The sequence below is a fragment of the Chromohalobacter marismortui genome, assembly GCF_004364315.1.
Lineage (GTDB): Bacteria > Pseudomonadota > Gammaproteobacteria > Pseudomonadales > Halomonadaceae > Chromohalobacter > Chromohalobacter marismortui.
The window spans coordinates 87,372-105,458 of record NZ_SOBR01000002.1; the positions used below are offsets into that span (position 1 = coordinate 87,372).

The following is an 18,087-nucleotide window of genomic DNA, read 5'->3' on the forward strand; positions in this document are numbered from 1 at the left end:
AGTCGGAAGGTGGAAGGTGGAAGGTGGAAGGTGGAAGGTGGAAGGTGGAAGGTGGAAGGTGGAAGGTGGAAGGTGGAAGGTGGAAGGTGGAAGGTGGAAGGTGGAAGGCAATAGCATCGGCACGTGACGTATAAGGATCAATAAAAAACGGCTGGGATATACATTCCCAGCCGTTTTTTTTCCTCTTTCTTATACCTTTCCTCTGACGTCTTCTCTCTTGCGTTTCCTTACCACTGATAACTCAGGCTACCGATCACGCTACGTGATTCGCCGTAATAGCACCAGAAATCACAGCTAGCAACGTATTCTTTATCGGTGAGATTGTTGACGTTGACCTGGGCGGTCCAGTTGTTGTCGAAAGCGTAACTCGCCATGGCGTCTGCCACGGTGTAGTCAGGCACGGTAATGCTACCATCAACCGACTCTCCCACATGGCGAATGCCGGCGCCGACGTTCAGTCCATTCAAGGTCGACCCCGTGAAATCGTAGTCTAGCCACGCAGACGCCATGTGGCGAGGGATTAGTGCCGCACGGTTATCATTTTTGTCACGTGCATCCGTATACGTATAAGCCGCCGTCAATTGAAGTGACTGGGTCAGATAGCCCACACCTTCAATTTCAAAGCCGGTAGCGGTACGCTCACCTTCCTGAGTCTGATAACCGCCCGCCGTCGTTGCGAAGGAGTTGGATTCCTTGATATCGAAAACCGCCGCCGTGACATAACCATCCCAGCCTGTGGGCGCATATTTGGTTCCCAGTTCCCACTGTTCCCCTTCGATATCATCGAAACCAGCACCAGTTGCACTGAGCTGTGCAACTGGTTGGAAGGACTCGGTGTAGCTAAGATAGGGGTTCAGGCCGTTGTCGCCTAGATACATAACCCCGCCCGACCATGAGACTGCGGATTGGGTTTCATCTACAACGACGTCATAACGTTTGGATTCACTCCTGACATCAGCATTATCGTAGCGCACAGCCCCCAGCAATACCCAACTATCGTCTATGCGTAGTTGGTCCTGTACATAGAGACCAAGCTGCTGCTTATCGATCTTTCGGCCGGTCAGAGCGCTATCAGGTACCGGTGTAATAGAAGTATCAGGATCGAAGATATCGACGATGTCGTAAGTGAAGTCGTCGAATTCTTTACCATCCAGGCTCAGGTCTTGGTAATCCACCCCGACCAACAGGGTATTTTCCGTGCGTTCGGTGTACCACTTGCCGACCATGCGATTGTCGACGGTAAAGCTGTCAATCTCGCCATTACGCTGCAGGTGACCACGATAAGCCGTTCGGCCATCGCCAGTCGCAAAATCCATGTAGGTACTGCGCAGGTCGAGGTCGAGCTTGCTATAACGTAAATCCTGCTCGAATTTCCAGGTGTCATCGAGCTGGTGCTTGAATTCGTAGCCGATGGCCGTTTGTGTATGCTCATCTTTATCGTAGTCAGGTGCACCGTAATTGGTTTCCGGGTCCACTTTTCCGAACGGCGTGTCTTGCACTGTACCGTAGGCAAGCTTGAAGGGGTTGACGGGGACGCCATCGTCCTTCTGGAAGCTGGCCAGGACTGTCAGCTGGGTATCATCGGAGATATCCCACTCGAGGCTCGGCGCGAAGTAATAGCGCTTGTTGTAGGTGCCATCGAGATCGCCGTCACGCTCCTTGTACAACCCCACCATCCGGTAGCGTATGTCCCCGCTCTCGGTGGCCGGCCCCGAGGTATCGAAGGCGAACTGACGATGCTCGCGATTCCCAACCTGGATCTCGATTTCCCCCTGAGCTTCCTCGGTGGGACGCTTGCTAACGGCATTGACGATCCCCCCTGAGGGCGCCTCGCCGTAGAGAATGGACGCCGGTCCCTTGAATACCTCGACACGTTCCAGCCCATACGTCTCAGGCAACCATTGATAGTAGCCGGTCCGATAAAGACGTAGGCCATCCAAGTAGGTCGCCTGATCGAAGCCCCTGACCTTGAACCAATTCGTATTATTGTCAGCACCATAGTGACCAGACAACACACCCGAGCGATAACGGAAGCTTTCATCGAGGCTTTGGACGTTACGCTTATCGAGTGCTTCGCGGCTCACGCTGGATACCGAACGCGGCGTCTCGGCAAGCGGAGCAGCTACCTTCAGCGCGGTCGCCGTCACCACGATGGTATCGCTCTGGGCGGCGTTATCTTGTGCCTGTGCCGCTAGTGGGCAGCTCAGCAACAGCGTCGCCATCGCCGCACGGTGAGCCGAGGACGAAAGCACGTTGAAAGGCAGGAACGAGGGACGGGAGCAGGACATGAGGTTCCTTATGGCATGTTATTAGCGGATAGCAGGAGCGAGCTTGGAGCAAAGCCCTTCGCATATGATAAGAATTGTGATTTGTTTTCACAATGACGATTGTTCAACGCTGACCTTTGCTCTCCTTCACACCTCGCCTGATGTGTCCTCGAGCCGTGCCACGGCGTCGCGGCCAAAGCTTTCGCCCCCTCCCACAGAAAGCGTGGCATGACGCCCTTTCCCCTGCTCAGATCACGCGATGCACCAATATTGCAAATAAAAAGAATTATCATTATATTTATCATTCAATGCCTATAACAAAAAAATCATCACATCAAATCCAGCAAGGGGATATCGGTTTACCATGCAAGCCTTCCAACGACCACGTCATAAGCAGCTCTCTCTGCTGCCATTGGTACTCGTTTCTGCTCTACCCGCCACGGTACTGGCCCAAGCCTCCGCGAGTACCAACTCCCAAGAGGCCAATGACCATGGACTGGACCCATTGGTCATCACCGCTACCCGCAACCAGAGCCGCGAAGACGAAACCCCGCAAAAAATCACCATCATTACCCGCGAGCAAATCGAACAGCAATTGGCGATTACCCAGGATCCCGGGCAGGTGCTCAGCAACTTGATACCTTCCTACTCGCCCAGCCGCCAAAAGCTCTCCAACGCTGGTGAAACCTTCCGTGGGCGTTCGCCGCTGTTCCTGATCGATGGCGTACCGCAGTCCAACCCGCTGCGTGACAGCTCCCGAGACAGTTACACCATTGACCTCTCCATGGTCGAGCGCATCGAAGTCATTCATGGTGCCAGCGCCGAACACGGCCTGGGTGCGACCGGCGGTATCATCAACTACGTGACCAAGCGTCCCGAGGGCGCCGGGGTCAATCAGCATGTCGGCGTCAGATTGACCAGCGACGACGATTTCGAGTCGGCAGGCTTCGGCCACAAGCTGAACTACCGTCTCAGCGGCCAGACTCGCGATTGGGACTACCTGGTCGCCGCCAGTCGCCAAGAGCGCGGAATCTTCTACGACGGCAGCGATGATGAAGTAGGTATCGCCTATCCCGGCGAACTCCAGAACTCCACCAGTTACGACCTGATGGCCAAAGCAGCCTACTGGATCGACGACGACCAGAATGTCAAAGTGTCACTTAACCGCTTCGAACTCGAAGGCGACGGTGACTATGTACCAGTGCCCGGTGACCGTGACGCAGGCGTCGCCACCACCGCACGCAAGGGCAACCCCGATGGCGACCCGGGCTATAACAAGGTCACTACCGCTAGTGTGTCATATTCCCATGACGATTGGCTGGGCAACAGCCTGAATGCCCAGCTTTATACTCAGCGTTTTCGTGCTCAGTTCGCCACCACGCCGTATTTTCCTTATCCAGATAGTGCCGGTAACACCCTTTATGATCAGACTCGCAACGAGTCCGATAAGCTCGGTGCCAAGTTCACCCTGAGCCGCGACGGCCTGCTCGATGACCGGCTCACGCTAACCACGGGGCTCGATCTGCTACAGGATGATACCCGTCAGATGCTGGTCCATACCGATCGCACTTATGTACCGGAGACCCGCTTCCGTAACGCAGCCGTGTTCTTGCAGGGCGATTATGCCCTGACCAATGCGTTGAGCCTGCATGCCGGGATTCGCCAGGAATATGCCGAGCTCGAGGTGGATGATTACAGCACCGTTGATCGCAGCACCGATGATGGTAATCCTGAGAACGTCACGCGGGACCTGGTCGATGTCAAAGGCGGCAACCCCGACTTCAACGAGACGCTCTACAATGCTGGCATCGTCTACCAGGCCACCGACTGGGCACAGATCTATGCCAACTACTCCGAGGGTTTCGGCATGCCCGATGTCGGCCGGGTGTTGCGTGGCATTGAAACTCCCGGCTTAGATGTCGACTCACTGCTGACGCTGCAGCCCATCGTCACCGACAACCGTGAGATCGGCGCCCGCTTCGACTGGGATCGCTATGGCCTCGAGCTAAGCTACTATGAATCGAACTCCGACTATGGCGAGCGCCTCACCGAGGAAAACGGCACCTGGGTCGGCAGCCGCGAGAAGACCGAAATCCAGGGCATCGAGATTACCGGCGAAGCGCAGGTGAGTGATGCCCACCAACTGCGACTTTCTTATGCGCACACCGAGGGCAAGTCGGACACCGATGGTGACGGTAGCGTGGATACCAAACTGACCGGTATTAACATCGCACCAGACACTCTCAGGCTGGCCTGGAGTGCCGCCTGGAACGAGAAACTCTCCTCGCATCTGCAGTACAGCCGCTACTTCGACCGCAGTGTCGACGATCCCAAGCTCGCATTCGACGGCTATGGTTTACTCGACGCCTCATTGGCCTATCGCCTGCCGGTGGGCCGCACCAGTCTGGGCGTGGAGAATCTCACCGACGAGGACTACTTCACCTATTATTCCCAGGCGGCAAGGGTCAGCGACGAGTATTACTTCAAGGGCCGGGGACGCACTTTCACTCTGAGCTACCAGCTCGACTTCTAAGCCATATCCGCCTATTGCCCAGTTCTCAGAAAGCGCGGCACGGCCACTTTTACGACCCGCTCAATAGCTTAATAAACAAGGAGGCTGCCATGCAGCTCCGACACAAGTGGCTCGCCGCGCTGCTGGTATCCCTCATGCCTTGGGCGGCCATCGCCCTCGCCGCCGACGCTACCCGAGATGGACGCTCCGTCACCAATGCGTTCGGCGACACCCACATTCCCGCAATGACCCAGCGCATCGTCACCCTTTACCAGGGCGCGACGGACAGCGCAGTGGCACTGGGCATCACGCCAGTCGGCGTCGTCGACTCCTGGCTGGAAAAACCCATGTATCGCTACTTGCGTGATGCCCTCGACGGCGTGGAACACGTTGGCCTGGAGACCCAACCCAACCTGGAGAAGGTCGCCTGGCTGAAACCCGACCTGATCGTAGCCACGCGCTTTCGCCACGAGCGGGTTCGGCCACTGCTGGAAAAAATCGCGCCGACGGTCGCTACAGACACCGTCTTCGACTTCAAGGCTACCCTGAGGCTGATCGCCGAAGCCACGGGGCGAGAAGCCCGCGCCCGCAAGTTGTTACGGAACTGGGACGCACGCGTAGCGGACTTCCGCCAAAAAATCGCTGACACGCTGGGCGACGCCTGGCCGCAGAAGGCCGCCGTGGTTCGCTTCAAGAGCGACCATGTACGCATCTACTCCACGGGCTTCGCTGGTTCTATCCTGAATGAGCTGGGTTTCGAGCAACCCAACTCACTGCACGACCAGGGCTGGGGTATGAAGCTGACCAGTGAGGAAAACATCCCGGTCATGAATGCCGACGTGATCTTCGTTCTCCTGGAACCGAACGATCCAGCCATCATGCGCAACTATCGGCACTGGACCTCCCATCCTCTCTGGAAACGACTGGATGCCGTACAAGACGACCGTGTCTTCGAGGTAGACCCAGTGGACTGGATCATGGGCGGGGGCATCCTGGCCGCCAATGCCATGCTGGATGATCTATACGCTCATTACGGGCTGGATGATCCTCGTGATCCCACGACGCCCGCCGCTATCTGCACCGTGGGAGCGTCCGCGAAGTCTCGCGCTCACGACCAGGAGTCGAGCGCATGCTGAATCATCGTGCTTCCCGCATTGCGGGGCTCTTGCTGGGCCTGGTACTGGTCGCGACGGCCTTCGCAGCAAGCGTCATGCTGGGCACCACGGATATCGCCCCGCCGATCTTCGTTCAAGCCTTGGTGCAATACGACCCCGCTCGGGTCGCGCATATCATCATTGTCACGGAACGCCTGCCACGCGCAGTCATTGCCGCCTTGGTCGGCGCGAGCCTGGCCATCGCCGGCGCTCTGATGCAGACCATGACCCGCAACCCCCTCGCCTCGCCAGGCATCCTGGGGATCAACGCCGGGGCGATGTTCTTCGTGGTGGTCGCAGTCTCGCTGCTGCCCCTGCATACCCCGGCCGAGTACGTCTGGGCGGCGCTGCTGGGCGCCCTGGTAGCGGCCTGCCTGGTAGTCATGCTGAGTCGCGGTCGACAGGGAGAGCTTTCATCATTGCGGGTCGTGCTGGCAGGCGTGGCCGTCACGGCCATGTTCGTCTCGTTTAGCCAAGGCCTGCTGATCGTCGACCAACAGAGCTTCGAAAGCGTGCTGTACTGGCTGGCTGGTTCCGTGTCCGGGCGCGAGCTGTCGGTAGTGGTACCTCTGCTGCCGCTCTTCGGCATCGCCCTGCTGCTGTGCATACTGCTGGTCCGCCACGCCAATGCCTTGATGTTAGGCGATGACATGGTCAAGGGTCTGGGCATGCGTGCCGGCACCATCAAGCTACTGCTTGGTCTGGTGGTGATCCTGCTCGCCGGCAGTTCGGTCGCGCTCGCTGGCATGATCGGTTTCGTCGGTCTCATCGTGCCGCACATGGCGCGGGGCCTCTTCGGCGTCGACCATCGCTGGCTACTGCCGGCCTGTGCCCTGCTGGGAGCAAGCCTGTTGTTGCTGGCCGATGTGGCCTCGCGCTTTCTGATGCCACCTCAGGATGTCCCGGTAGGGGTGATGACCGCCCTGATCGGCACGCCCTTCTTCATCTATCTGGCGCGCAGGAAGCAGACCTGACCATGACGCATTCCGCCTCCCTGCCACAGCAAGGCAACGACACCGCCGCCGGCCACACGACTCGCCCTGTACGCCTCAGTGCCCTGCTCGCTCTGGTGCTGCTGGCCAGCATAGGGCTGTCGCTGAGTCTGGGCAGCTTCCCCACCTCGTTCGATCAGGTGGTGCACGCGCTGGCCACGCCGCAGAACAGCGACATCACCTTCATCGTCTGGGAGCTGCGCCTGCCGCGTATCCTGCTTGCCTTGTTGGTGGGTGCAGCCTTGGCCGTGGCCGGCGCCATCCTTCAAGGCATAGTACGCAACCCGCTGGCCTCCCCGGACGTCATCGGCATCACCAGTGGCGCCGCCATGGCCGCCGTGACGTTCCTGGCACTGTTCGGTACCGGCCTGAGTATCCATTGGCTGCCGGCCGCCGCCCTGCTCGGCGCGCTGCTTTCCGCGGTGCTGGTGTTCTCGCTGGCCTGGAAGCGTGGCATCACGCCCTCACGTATGGTGCTGGTCGGCATCGGGCTCTCCGCGGCAATGGGGGCCGTGACCACCTTGTTGATCGTGATCAGCGACGATGCCGCTGCCATGGTCGCCTATGTGTGGTTGACCGGTAGCCTCTACGCCGCCCAGTGGCAAGATGTCTTCGGCATGCTGCCGTGGCTGCTGGTCGCCGTTCCGCTGTGCCTCACCCTGGCACGCCACATGGATGCCATGGCGCTGGGAGACTCGGTGGCCCAGGGGCTGGGCGTGAACGTGTTGCAAAGCCGGCTGGTGCTGATGGCCTGCAGCGTGGCGCTGGCGGGAGCGGCGGTGGCCTTCGCCGGGGGCCTCAGTTTCGTGGGCCTGATCGCCCCTCATATCGCCGCCCGCCTGGTGGGCCGGGGATTTGCCCGGCTGGTGCCCGTCACCGCCCTGGTCGGGGCCCTGATCGTGCTCTACGCCGACCTGCTGGGCCGCGTGGCTTTCCTGCCCAAGGACCTGCCCGCCGGCATCTTCGTCTCGGGGGTCGGCGCGCCCTTCTTCGTCTACCTGTTGCATCGGAACCGTCATTCCCCCTATCAAACGGCGAGACAGAACTGATAATTGAAAATGAGAATTTTTTGTCTTACGGTTGCCAGCCTAGAGACCATACCAACGAGCTACCTTCATGCCCTCGATACCTGCCAAGCCGTCTCGTCTAACAGGCGAAGCCTTGTGCGCCGGGTACGAATCCCGACGCGTACTGGACGGCGTCGATCTGACGGTGGCCGAGGGCAAGCTGACGGTGTTGCTGGGCGCCAACGGTAGCGGGAAGTCGACGTTATTGAAGACGCTCGCGCGCACGCTTATACCCAGCGCCGGGCAAGTCTGTCTCGATGGCAAGGATATCCACCGCCGCAATACGCGAGAGGTAGCACAGCGCCTGGGTATCCTGCCCCAGGGCCCTGTGGCCCCGGAGGGACTGACGGTGCGGCAACTGGTCGGTATGGGGCGCTTTCCTCACCAGCGGTTGTGGCGACAGGACGCCGAGCAGGATGCCCGCGCCATCCGCGAGGCGATGGCCTATGCCGATGTCACGGAGTTCGCCGAACGCAGCGTCGATGCGCTCTCCGGCGGTCAGCGTCAGCGTTGTTGGATCGCTATGGTACTGGCCCAGGAAACCGATCTAATCCTGCTCGATGAACCCACCACCTTCCTCGATCTCAAGGTGCAAGTGGACTTGCTGGAGCTGCTATCCCGCCTGGCCCATGAGCACGGCCGCACCCTGCTGCTGGTCCTGCACGACCTGAACCTGGCGGCAGCCTACGCGGACCAGCTAGTGATGATGCGTGAAGGGCAGATTGTCACCCGCGGCGCGCCACAGGAGGTATTCACGGCCCCCAATCTCAAACATGTCTTCGATCTCGATGCCCATGTGCTCGAAGACCCAGAGACCGGCAGCCCGATCTGCGTGCCACACAAGAAAAAGCGACCCCATCGGCGTGCCCACCCCACCACTCAACAGCGCTGTGTTTCATGAGCCATCGCTTCTGCGCCGATCTCAGCCGTGAGCAGCATGACCCGTTGGCCGGCAGCGCCGCGCATTTTGAGCACAATCTGCTGATCAGTTGGCCTCGCGCCAAGTGGACACGCAATCTGCGTCATGCCCACGACATGCCGGACAGCCTGGCAAAAACCCTCGACGCCATCGCCGCCGATGGGCGACGGGTCAATCTGATTCATCGACGCGAGCAGGCCGACGAGAGCCATCAGGTGTTTCTGATGCCCGAACGCCGGCGGTTCGTCGTGCCTCGCGAGGCACTGGAGACGTTTCTGGCCGCGTGGCAATCAGGTGCGCCACTGACGGCATGGGAAGGGGCGCGAGTCGACCACGACCTGCTGCTTTGCTGCACGCACGGCAAGAAAGATAAGTGCTGCGCCAAGTATGGTTACCAGACCTACAAGCAGTTGGCCCAGACCGTCGCGGCACACGAGCTGCCCTTCGACGTCTGGGAAAGCAGCCACTTGGGCGGCTGCCGCTTCGCCGCCAGCCTCATCCTGCTCTCGCCAGTCCGCAAGTACGGCCGCATCACACCGCAGCAGGCATTACCTTTCCTACAAGCGGAGTCACGAGGCCGTCGTTTTCTGCCCGGCTATCGCGGCGACTCCCGACTGACACCCGCGCAGCAGTGCGCCCAGCTTGCCGCCCTGGGCTTTCTGGAACGACGCTACCCGGCGGCCAACCTTAGGTTACAGAACGACACCGGCGACGAGCAGCGGCGGTGCATCCTGTGGCAATGGGAGCAAGATGGTGCGCATGGTCGGCTGCGGACGGTATGCGAAACGACGGCGATCCTGCGCGTCGACATGTGCTCCGATCTGGATGACGGCCCCACCGAAAGCCTCGTCTGGCATGCCAGCGAGATCTCACCCGCATGAGCGTGTCTGGCATGAGAGTGGCAGCCGCCGCAGGTAGCCTGCCGTCCCTCACACGTTGTCCGATGTGTCCTCGAGCCGTGCCACGGCGTCGCGGCTGACGCGCTCGCGCATCTCGCCGGTCAGTTCGCTCAACTGACCTGCGCGCATTTCCAATAGCCGGTCGGCATGCTGGAAGTAGTGATCGTCGTGACTAATGGCGAAGACGGTCTTGCCGTTTTCGCGCAGCAAGGGCAGCAGCTCGCGGTAGAAGATGCGCCGGAACTGCGGGTCCTGATCCGCCGCCCATTCGTCGAGCAGCAGGATATCGCGTTGTTCGGCCACCGCCAGCAGCAGCGCCAGGCGTTTGCGCTGCCCCTGGGAAAGCTGCGTGTTGGTCACCCGCCAGCCGTCGAAATGTAGCTTCTCGCCCATGCCCAGGCGTGCGATCCAGGTTTCGGTCAGGGCCGTGTCCGGCGCCTTGCCATCAGGGCCGATCACCTGGTCGAAGAGGTGAAAGTCGGTGAATACAGCGGCGAAGCGACTACGAAACGCCTGCCAGCCGGCCTCATCCACGGCGACACCATCGATGCGAATCTCACCGCTGCGCGGCTGGTAGAGTCCCGTCAGCAAACGCGCGAGTGTCGATTTGCCACTGCCGTTACCCCCGATCAAGAAGACCAGCTCGCCACGCGACAGCGTCAGATCGACAGGCCCGACTTCGAAGCCTCGGCCATGCTCACCGGCCGCATAGGCAAAAGTCACGCCACGCAGCTCGAGTGTCTGCCAATCGCCTTGCATGGCGTTTTCGCCGAACGCCGTACGATATTCGGTCAGCTCCAATGCTTTGAGCTTGTCGAAGGCGACCTGAGCACTCAGCAACGTGGGCAGGGCACCCACCGCCTGGATCAAGGGCGTGCGCAGGAACAAAAGCGTCAGCGAATAGGTCGCCGCCACGTTGGTGTTGGCCCAACCCAAGCCATTGGCGAGGAAGAAGACCATGCCGATGGCCCCCAGCATCATGATGTTCGACCAGTTCACCGCACTCAAATGGAAGGTGTCGGAGCGGATGATATGGTGGCGATACGCCTTGGCGTCGCGCTCGTAGACATCCTCGTAGAGCGTCTTGGCCCGGTCGCGATTGAGGGCCAGCTCCTTGCGACCGTCGATTACCGCCTCGTAATCCTTATAGAGTCGATCCTCGGTGTTGCGCACTTGGCCGAGATGACGATACACGTGCGAGACCAGATACCAGCCTCCCACCACGGTCACCGCCACCCACAGCGCCGTGATCCCCAGCATGCCCGGCGATAGCCAAGCCAGATAAGCGGCCGAGCCCAGCGTCAGGATCACGCCCTGCACCAGTTCGGGCAAGCGCACGAAGGCGATGGTGATATTGCGCACGTCGCTCGATAGGCTCGCCAGCAGATGCGCGCTTCCCAGGCGCTCAATGCGCTCGATATCGGTATCCAGAATCCGCTTGATCAGTCGCCCGCGCAGCCGATAGACGAAATGATGGCCCAACGTGGTCAACGCCAATTGCGAGCCCAGCGTGACCACCAGCAGCAAGGCGATCAAGCCCAGAAACTGCGGCAGCACCCGAAGCGGCGCCCCCTGGGCTTCGATCAAGCGTTGGTTGATGAAAGCGATGACTCCAATACCAAGTCCTGCGCTGGCCAGGCTCAACACCATGACGCCGATGAACGGCCAGCGGTAATCTCGATACACGACGCGCAATAATTCCATGCAAGCCTCAGAATGGCGACGCGCCGCGCGTACGCGACGCCAATGAATGTCAGCGTGGCCCACGATTCTTGCCAATTCGCACGTCACGTCAAGGTAAAGGATTCTCGTTTTCGTGCGCACATTGCAACGCATTGCCACGATTGGCGACAATAGCGCCTTATATGGCACTGTCCGCGACTCTTGTGATCGCGTTCACAACCGTCTCGTCCGCTCACCACTCAGTGGACGCAACCTCCTGAATCAGGCTCGCGCATGCTCGCCGAACTCCTAGCTGTCATGGCCCCCGTCTTCGTGGGCGCCAGTATCGGATTTTTCTGGATACGCCTGGGATACACGTATCCCACCGACTTCGTCACCAAGTTGGTCTTCAATGTCGGTACGCCATCGTTGATCCTCGCCTCGCTCTCCGGCGCCAACATCGATGCCCACACCTTCGGACGCACCATGCTGAGTACGCTGGTCGTGCTCGTCATCATGGCAATGTCGACCGCCTTGATGGCGCTGCTGCTGCGCAAGGACTGGCGCGTCCTGCTAGCGCCCATGATGTACCCCAACACCGGCAATATGGGACTACCGGTCGCGCTCTACGCCTTCGGCAAGGAGGGCTTCGCCTATGCCATCACCGTGATGGTAACGGTCGCCCTGGTGCAGTTCACCTTCGGCATCATGATGATCAGCCGCAGCAATCCTCTGAAAAGCCTGCTGCGCACGCCTACCGTCTACAGTATTCTACTCTCGGTGGCCATCCTGCTGACGGATACCGATCTGCCTTTGTGGATCGACAATACCGTGGATCTGATCTCCGGCTTCACCGTGCCCTTGATGCTGATCACCCTCGGCGTGTCGCTGGCCAACATCCAGGTGCGTAGCCTCTCTTCAGGACTCAAGTTCAGCGTGTTACGCACACTCTTGGCCGTGGGTGTCGCCTTCGCCGTTGGCCATTTGCTACGACTTCCCCCTTTGGCGCAGAGCGTCTTGATCATGCAGATGAGCATGCCGGTCGCCGTCTATAATTACCTTTTCGCCCAACGCTCGCGGCGTGAACCGGAATACGTTGCCAGCCTGGTATTCTGCTCTACCTTGCTGGCCTTCATCTATGTACCGCTGCTGCTGGCGCTGTTCATGTAGCGACCCTGCCCTCGATACGCTGACCTGGCAACATCTGTGCCTATAATTGCTACAGCGTGAATCTCTGTTATTCTGCATCATACGTGACGCGCAGGAAGTGCACGCGTATTGGCAATTGTTCAGGAGGAACCGCCATGAAAGTAAGTAACTCAATGTATCGCATGACGCAAACCGCCATTCTCATCGGCGGCCTGAGTCTGACAGGCGCTGCCCTCGCACAATCGCAGCAGTCCCAGCCACAAGGGCTGTACTCGGCCGACGAGCTGATGGATGCCGATGTTTTTCTTTCGGAAAACCCCAATGAAGATGTCGGCGATGTCGAAGACGTATTACTCGGCGAAGACATGAGCGTACAGGCACTGGTCATCGAGACCGGCGGTGTGCTCGATCTCGGCGATACCCATCGCGTGATCGATCGCAACAACTTCACCCTGACCACGCAGAACGCAGATAACCTCGACAACATGGACTACAGTGTCACGCTCGACTTGACGCGTGACGATATTGCCACGCTTCCCGAATACGACAATGACTGGTGGCAAAACGCCCAAGAGCAGGCACGCCAGGCTTGGAAGAATACCAAGCAGGGAGCTGAAAGTGCTTGGCAAAGCACCAAGTCGGTCACTGCCGATTTGCTCGACGATGCCAGCGACGCCATCAGCAACTAAGCACATCGTGGCGGGCTAATCCCACACGAAGTCGACGTAAAGGCCTGCCTATTGGCAGGCCTTTTTAGTACTCACGCATCGCCTTGAACCGCGATCCCGTGCTTTTGATGCGTCCGGCCACGAAAAAGACCACCCGAAGGTGACCTTTCACGAAAGATGACATCTTTACGCCTTCCTAGCGCCGCATCGATGTCTCGATCATATGCTTACTGCGGCTGTTGTACCATGCCCTGAACGCGCTTCATGAGCTGTGGATTCTGCTGAATCGCTTGGCCAATGGCATTGAACTGTTTAACACTCAAGCCGCTGTCCTTGACGACGCTGACCATTTCTTCATTAGCTTGCTTACGCAGTTCCTGCTGAGCGGACTTGTCTTGTGCGTTCTGAAGCTGCTTGGTGTACTTCTGAGAAACCTGAGCGATTTGCTGAGAGGCGTCGGCGAATTGCTGAAGCTGCTGGTCAGAGAAATTCTGCGTCTGAACGCCTTGCTGGGCTTGATCAGAACCGCTGGCAGCCGAGCTGTCCTGCTGGGCCATCGCCATCGGTGCGGCGACCATTCCCGTGCTCAAGATGGCCGCTGAAACGAACGCAGTAATCCTTTGCATGAATACCTCCAAGTTTTACATATATGTAAGGCGTCAGACGCCCTCATGCTGCATGAGTTCCACTTCCCATGAAATAAAAAGTGGTTTTTTAACGTGAATTAAGCCATGTCACGATGGCTTCTATTCCTTTACCTACTGACCGAATATCGGGATCAGCCATGTCAGTTTCAAGGGTGGCAGGGGGGTCACGTTCAAGCAACCCCGCGCCATCGAAGTCGACATAGGCCAAGCGTGCCGTCAATTGCGTCGGTTCGCAGCCAAATGCGCTGCCCGGCAAGAGCGCGACTCCCGCCTCTTCGAGAAGCGTTTCTGTCAACTCGGTACTGGTGGTAATCCCGCGCACGCGTAGTGCCTCACGGTATGCGCTGAAATCGGGAAAGAGATAGAAACCGCCATCCGGCACATGCGTCCGCACCCCCGACGCCTCGAGGCGTTGTGCGCACCAGCGGCCGATCGCGCTCAACCACTGCCGCTGGGTATCGAGATACACTTCCAGCGCTGGCGTGATGCTATATGCGGTAGCCGCTGCCGCCTGTACCGGACTGGCCACGCTCGACCAGGTCTCCGAGGCAATGCCCAGCAGGCGCGTGAGGAGCTCATCACCCAGCGCATCGGGCACGTTGAGCACGCCCAGGCGCCAGCCGCCCGCGCCGCACCATTTGGAAAGCCCGCTGGTGGTCAAAGTACCCTCAGGGTAATCGCGTGCGAAGGGGCGATGTTCCCCGCGATGATGGAGTGGGCCATATATTTCGTCGGCCAGCACCACTACGCCATGACGCCTGGCGACCGCGGCCAATTCACGCTGTACCTCGGGCTCATATGACAGCCCCGTGGGATTGCCGGGCGCATTGAGGATCAGCAAGCGCCGGGTCGGACCGTGTTCGCGGCAATAGCGGTCGAGTTGTTCCGGCGTGACCTGCCAGCGGTTTTCGAAGGTCGTCGACAGACGTACCGCGTGCTGTCCCGCCAAGCGTGCTTGCGGGGCATAGGAGACCCAGGCCGGCGCGGGAATCAATATCTCGCTAGCCGGCAGGGCCTTCATCAGCGCGAAGAGAAGCAGCTTGCTGCCCGGCGCTATCAATACCCGCTCGGCCCGCCAGTCGGTGCCATCCATATAGCGATGGAACGCTGCCACCCGCTCGCGCAGCGCGGCGGTGCCCTGTACCGGCAAATAGGCCTTGTCGGCGGCGTGCTCGGCCAGTGTCGCCACCGCCGGCGCGAACACCGGAAACGGCGATTGGCCGAACCCGAACTTGATGATGCGCCGCCCCTGCTCCTCGAGCAGGCGCGACTGCTCGTTGATCAAGAGCGTATCCGAGGCGGCGGTGGCGTTGTAATCCTCGGCGTAGCCCCGGTCCAACCAATCGGCGGCGCTAGTAGCTGACCCCGGGATACCATAGGAAGAGGCGGAATCGGGCATGAAAGTCTCCAGGAGATAGGGCACAAGAAAGCGATGAGAGTGGATACGTCACTCGACGTGCAGACGTGAGATCAGCGCCTCGCGCTGGCGCAAGGCGAGCACCGCGTCGTTCCCCATCTCTCGGGCCACGCGGGACAACAACAGCTCGACGAGCATGAACAGGCTACTCATGGGATTGAAGAAGAAGGCGCCTTCGGCCGGCGCGAGCAGCGTCGATTCGCTCAACGCGGCCAGTTGCGAGCTGGAATGATTCGTCAACGCCAGCAGCGAAGCGCCCTGTTCCCCCGCCAGCCGGCAATAGTCGACGCTCATCCGCGACTCGGGCCGAAAGGCGATGCCGATCACCAGGTCGTCTTCGCCCAACCGCAATGCCTGCTCGACGCTCACGCCCGCCTGCCCCGAGACCAGGTGCACAGCATCGCGCAGATAATCCAGGTAATACGCCAGGTAATGCGCGGCCCCGAAACTCGCCCGCAGGCCGATGACATGAATGCGCCTTGCCCGCTGGATGGTGACCACCGCTCGCGCCAGTTGCGCCGTGTCCAGCGCCTCGACCGCAGCCGATAGATTTTGCATCTCCTGCTGCCAAAGCGCGCGATCGTCGGCCAATTCATCGCCCTCGGCGCGGGGCGTCTCACCGAAATCCAGCAGGCGCTGAGCACGCGTGGAATAGAAAGCGCTGTCGCTAAGATCTTCACGAAAAAGCGCCTGCAGTGCCTTGAAGCCGTCGAGGCCGAGGGCATGTGCCAGGCGCGTCAGACGCGAGGGATTGACGCCATGGCACTGCGCCAACTGCGAGATATTCGACAGGCTAACGGTCTCGGGGTGCGTCAACAGGGCCTCGAGCAATGCCAACCCTTTGGCGGAAAGCTTCAGATCGGGCGTGTCGCCGCGTCGAGCACGCAGCATCAGCAGTTGCAGATCGGCATAGCGCCGGGGCGGCAAGTCGATATCGTCGGTGGGCATGGCAGGCTCCTGGCCCCCTCTTTTGAAACGCGTTTGAGTCCAGATTAGATATCGACTCCCTTTATTGCAAATAAATTTGCAATAAAGGAAATAAAACATCAAAGCGTTCCCGAGAGATCCTGCCCCAATATGTCAGCGCCAGTACGCCAACTGGCGAAGATGGGCGTCACGCGCCTGCCCCGCCGCCACCGGTGTCAGCCATACCTCGCTGCCCGGCTGACATTGCGCCAAACGCGTGCAGGCCAGCGGCGTCAGCGCGCCGAGACGCGGGTAGCCGCCGATGGTCTGACGATCATTGAGCAACACGATGGGCTGGCCATCGGCAGGTACCTGGACGGCGCCCAGGGGGATGCCTTCCGAGACCATTCCCTCTCCCAGATAACGCAGTTCGGGACCAGTAAGACGCACGCCCATACGATCCGCGCGCTGATCGACCTGCCAGGGTGTGTTGAAGGCTTCAAAAACGCTGGTACCACTGAAGCCGGCGAGCTGCGCACCGCCCACCAGCGCCAGCATCACGCGTTCACCAACTTCAGGTAACGTGCCCACGCCCGAGGGTAGCGTGCGCTCGGGTCCGGCGGCGCCCGCCCAGGTCAGGCAATCGCCTTCGGTCAGCGCCCGCCCCTGGCCATCGAGACCGCCCAGGCGTTCGCGCACCGTACTGGCCGCGCTGCCCAGCACCGGCGCGGCATCGAGTCCGCCCGGGAAGGCGAGATAGGCGCGCAGACCGGCTCTCGGACGCTCGAACGCCAGACGCTGCCCGGCAGCGATCGTGAAGCGGCACCCTGGCGCTAATGGCTCATCGTCGAGGGTCGCGCCTAGATCAGCCCCCGTCAGGGCCAGCGTGGCCGAGGCCTCGGCACAGAGCGTCAGGCCGCCCAGGGTGATTTCCACGCCGGGCGCTTGCGGTGCGTTACCCAGTAGCCAATTGGCCCAGCCCAGCGACACCCAGTCGGCGGCACCGCCCTGGGTCACGCCGAGGTGACGCACGCCGAAGCGCCCGCCATCCTGAATCAGCGCCAGCGGCCCCGCGCGTTCGACGATCAATCCCTTCATCTCTGGGCCTCCGTGGGTGTGTCGCCGCGCTCGGCCAGCGGCGCCGGATCGCCGCCCTGCTCGATGAAGGCCTCGCGGGTGATCGCCTCGAAACGCACCGTGTCACCGGGCCGGAACAGGCTGTAGCCTTCTTGGTCGCGCCCGAACAGCGCCACGGCCGTACGTCCGATGATGTTCCAGCCGCCGGGCGAGAGCGTGGGATAAACGGCCGTCTGGCGCTCGGCGATAGCCACGCTGCCGGCGGCGACCTTCTGACGTGGTGTCTTCAGACGCGGCGTGGCCAGCGCATCGTCGAGGCGCCCCATGAAGGCGTAACCGGGCGCGAAGCCCAGCGCGAAGACGCTGTAATCCCGTGCGCAATGTCGCGCGATGACGTCTTCTTGGCTGACGCCCAGACGCTCGGCGATGCGCGCGAGTTCCGGCCCGACACTGACGTCGTACCATACCGGGATCACATGCCGCTGGCCTTCGCCACTCGTCGCGGGCGTCAGCCCCGTCAGCGCTTCTCTTGCCCGCGCACGAGCGGCCTGCAGGTCCAGACGTTCGATATCGTAGTGCACCAGCAGCGTGGTGTAGGACGGCACCAGATCGATCAGCGCCTCGCCAAAGGCCTCACGCAGGGCGTGATCGGCGGCCAGCATCCACGGCATGTGCTCTTCGTCGATGTCGTCGAAGAGGCGCACGATGAGCGTGTCCATGCCCACCGTTTCGATATTCGGATCGCTCACCG

Annotated in this window: 15 protein-coding genes; 8 read left to right on the plus strand and 7 right to left on the minus strand. The window is 60.4% G+C overall.

Annotated elements, in window-relative coordinates:
* Positions 1 to 227 precede the first annotated feature (227 nt).
* Positions 228 to 2,288, minus strand: coding sequence for a TonB-dependent siderophore receptor (locus C8E00_RS03650; RefSeq protein WP_133694695.1), 2,061 nt, complete (start codon positions 2,286 to 2,288; stop codon positions 228 to 230).
* Between the two features lie 343 nt (positions 2,289 to 2,631).
* Here C8E00_RS03650 and C8E00_RS03655 point away from each other — a divergent pair, with 343 nt between their 5' ends.
* The 6 genes from C8E00_RS03655 (at position 2,632) to C8E00_RS03680 (ending at position 9,792) form a co-directional block, all read left to right on the plus strand.
* Positions 2,632 to 4,800, plus strand: a complete 2,169-nt coding sequence (locus C8E00_RS03655) for a TonB-dependent receptor (RefSeq protein WP_133694698.1) — start codon at positions 2,632 to 2,634, stop codon at positions 4,798 to 4,800.
* Between the two features lie 89 nt (positions 4,801 to 4,889).
* Complete coding sequence (locus tag C8E00_RS03660) at positions 4,890 to 5,915, plus strand: ABC transporter substrate-binding protein (protein ID WP_133694701.1); 1,026 nt, start codon at positions 4,890 to 4,892, stop codon at positions 5,913 to 5,915.
* A complete protein-coding gene (locus tag C8E00_RS03665) occupies positions 5,909 to 6,907 on the plus strand; it encodes a FecCD family ABC transporter permease (protein ID WP_133694704.1) in 999 nt (332 codons plus the stop codon). Before C8E00_RS03660 ends, C8E00_RS03665 begins: the two co-directional genes overlap by 7 nt.
* A 2-nt stretch (positions 6,908 to 6,909) precedes the next feature.
* Positions 6,910 to 7,974 (plus strand): FecCD family ABC transporter permease, encoded by a 1,065-nt coding sequence (locus tag C8E00_RS03670; protein WP_133694707.1) that lies wholly within the window; start codon positions 6,910 to 6,912, stop codon positions 7,972 to 7,974.
* 67 nt (positions 7,975 to 8,041) lie between these two features.
* A complete protein-coding gene (locus tag C8E00_RS03675) occupies positions 8,042 to 8,893 on the plus strand; it encodes an ABC transporter ATP-binding protein (RefSeq protein WP_133694710.1) in 852 nt (283 codons plus the stop codon).
* Positions 8,890 to 9,792: a sucrase ferredoxin gene (locus tag C8E00_RS03680; protein ID WP_133694712.1), complete on the plus strand. Its 903-nt coding sequence runs from the start codon at positions 8,890 to 8,892 to the stop codon at positions 9,790 to 9,792. The genes C8E00_RS03675 and C8E00_RS03680 overlap by 4 nt, the downstream gene beginning before the upstream one ends.
* Positions 9,793 to 9,840: 48 nt before the next feature.
* Here C8E00_RS03680 and C8E00_RS03685 read toward each other — a convergent pair whose 3' ends face one another.
* Positions 9,841 to 11,514 carry a multidrug ABC transporter permease/ATP-binding protein gene (locus tag C8E00_RS03685; protein WP_133694714.1) on the minus strand — a complete coding sequence of 558 codons (1,674 nt, stop codon included), beginning with the start codon at positions 11,512 to 11,514 and terminating at the stop codon, positions 9,841 to 9,843.
* Positions 11,515 to 11,766: 252 nt separating this feature from the next.
* Here C8E00_RS03685 and C8E00_RS03690 point away from each other — a divergent pair, with 252 nt between their 5' ends.
* Together C8E00_RS03690 and C8E00_RS03695 are read left to right on the plus strand one after the other, a co-directional pair.
* The gene (locus C8E00_RS03690) at positions 11,767 to 12,642 is read left to right on the plus strand and encodes an AEC family transporter (protein WP_133694717.1); all 876 of its coding nucleotides are present in this window, start codon (positions 11,767 to 11,769) and stop codon (positions 12,640 to 12,642) included.
* Positions 12,643 to 12,776: 134 nt separating this feature from the next.
* Entirely contained in the window at positions 12,777 to 13,310 is a 534-nt protein-coding gene (locus tag C8E00_RS03695; RefSeq protein ID WP_133694720.1) for a PRC-barrel domain containing protein, read from the plus strand.
* 206 nt (positions 13,311 to 13,516) lie between these two features.
* Here C8E00_RS03695 and C8E00_RS03700 read toward each other — a convergent pair whose 3' ends face one another.
* The 5 genes from C8E00_RS03700 to C8E00_RS03720 form a co-directional block, all read right to left on the minus strand.
* Positions 13,517 to 13,915: a DUF4168 domain-containing protein gene (locus C8E00_RS03700; protein WP_133694722.1), complete on the minus strand. Its 399-nt coding sequence runs from the start codon at positions 13,913 to 13,915 to the stop codon at positions 13,517 to 13,519.
* An 88-nt stretch (positions 13,916 to 14,003) separates the two neighbouring features.
* Positions 14,004 to 15,335, minus strand: a complete 1,332-nt coding sequence (locus tag C8E00_RS03705) for a pyridoxal phosphate-dependent aminotransferase (RefSeq protein ID WP_133694724.1) — start codon at positions 15,333 to 15,335, stop codon at positions 14,004 to 14,006.
* Positions 15,336 to 15,383: 48 nt separating this feature from the next.
* A complete protein-coding gene (locus C8E00_RS03710) occupies positions 15,384 to 16,301 on the minus strand; it encodes a MurR/RpiR family transcriptional regulator (RefSeq protein ID WP_133694726.1) in 918 nt (305 codons plus the stop codon).
* A gap of 132 nt (positions 16,302 to 16,433) precedes the next feature.
* On the minus strand, positions 16,434 to 17,357 hold the full coding sequence (locus C8E00_RS03715) for a 5-oxoprolinase subunit C family protein (protein ID WP_133694728.1): 924 nt from the start codon (positions 17,355 to 17,357) through the stop codon (positions 16,434 to 16,436).
* Positions 17,354 to 18,085 (minus strand): 5-oxoprolinase subunit B family protein, encoded by a 732-nt coding sequence (locus tag C8E00_RS03720; RefSeq protein ID WP_279586105.1) that lies wholly within the window; start codon positions 18,083 to 18,085, stop codon positions 17,354 to 17,356. The genes C8E00_RS03715 and C8E00_RS03720 overlap by 4 nt, the downstream gene beginning before the upstream one ends.
* Between the last annotated feature and the right edge of the window lie 2 nt (positions 18,086 to 18,087).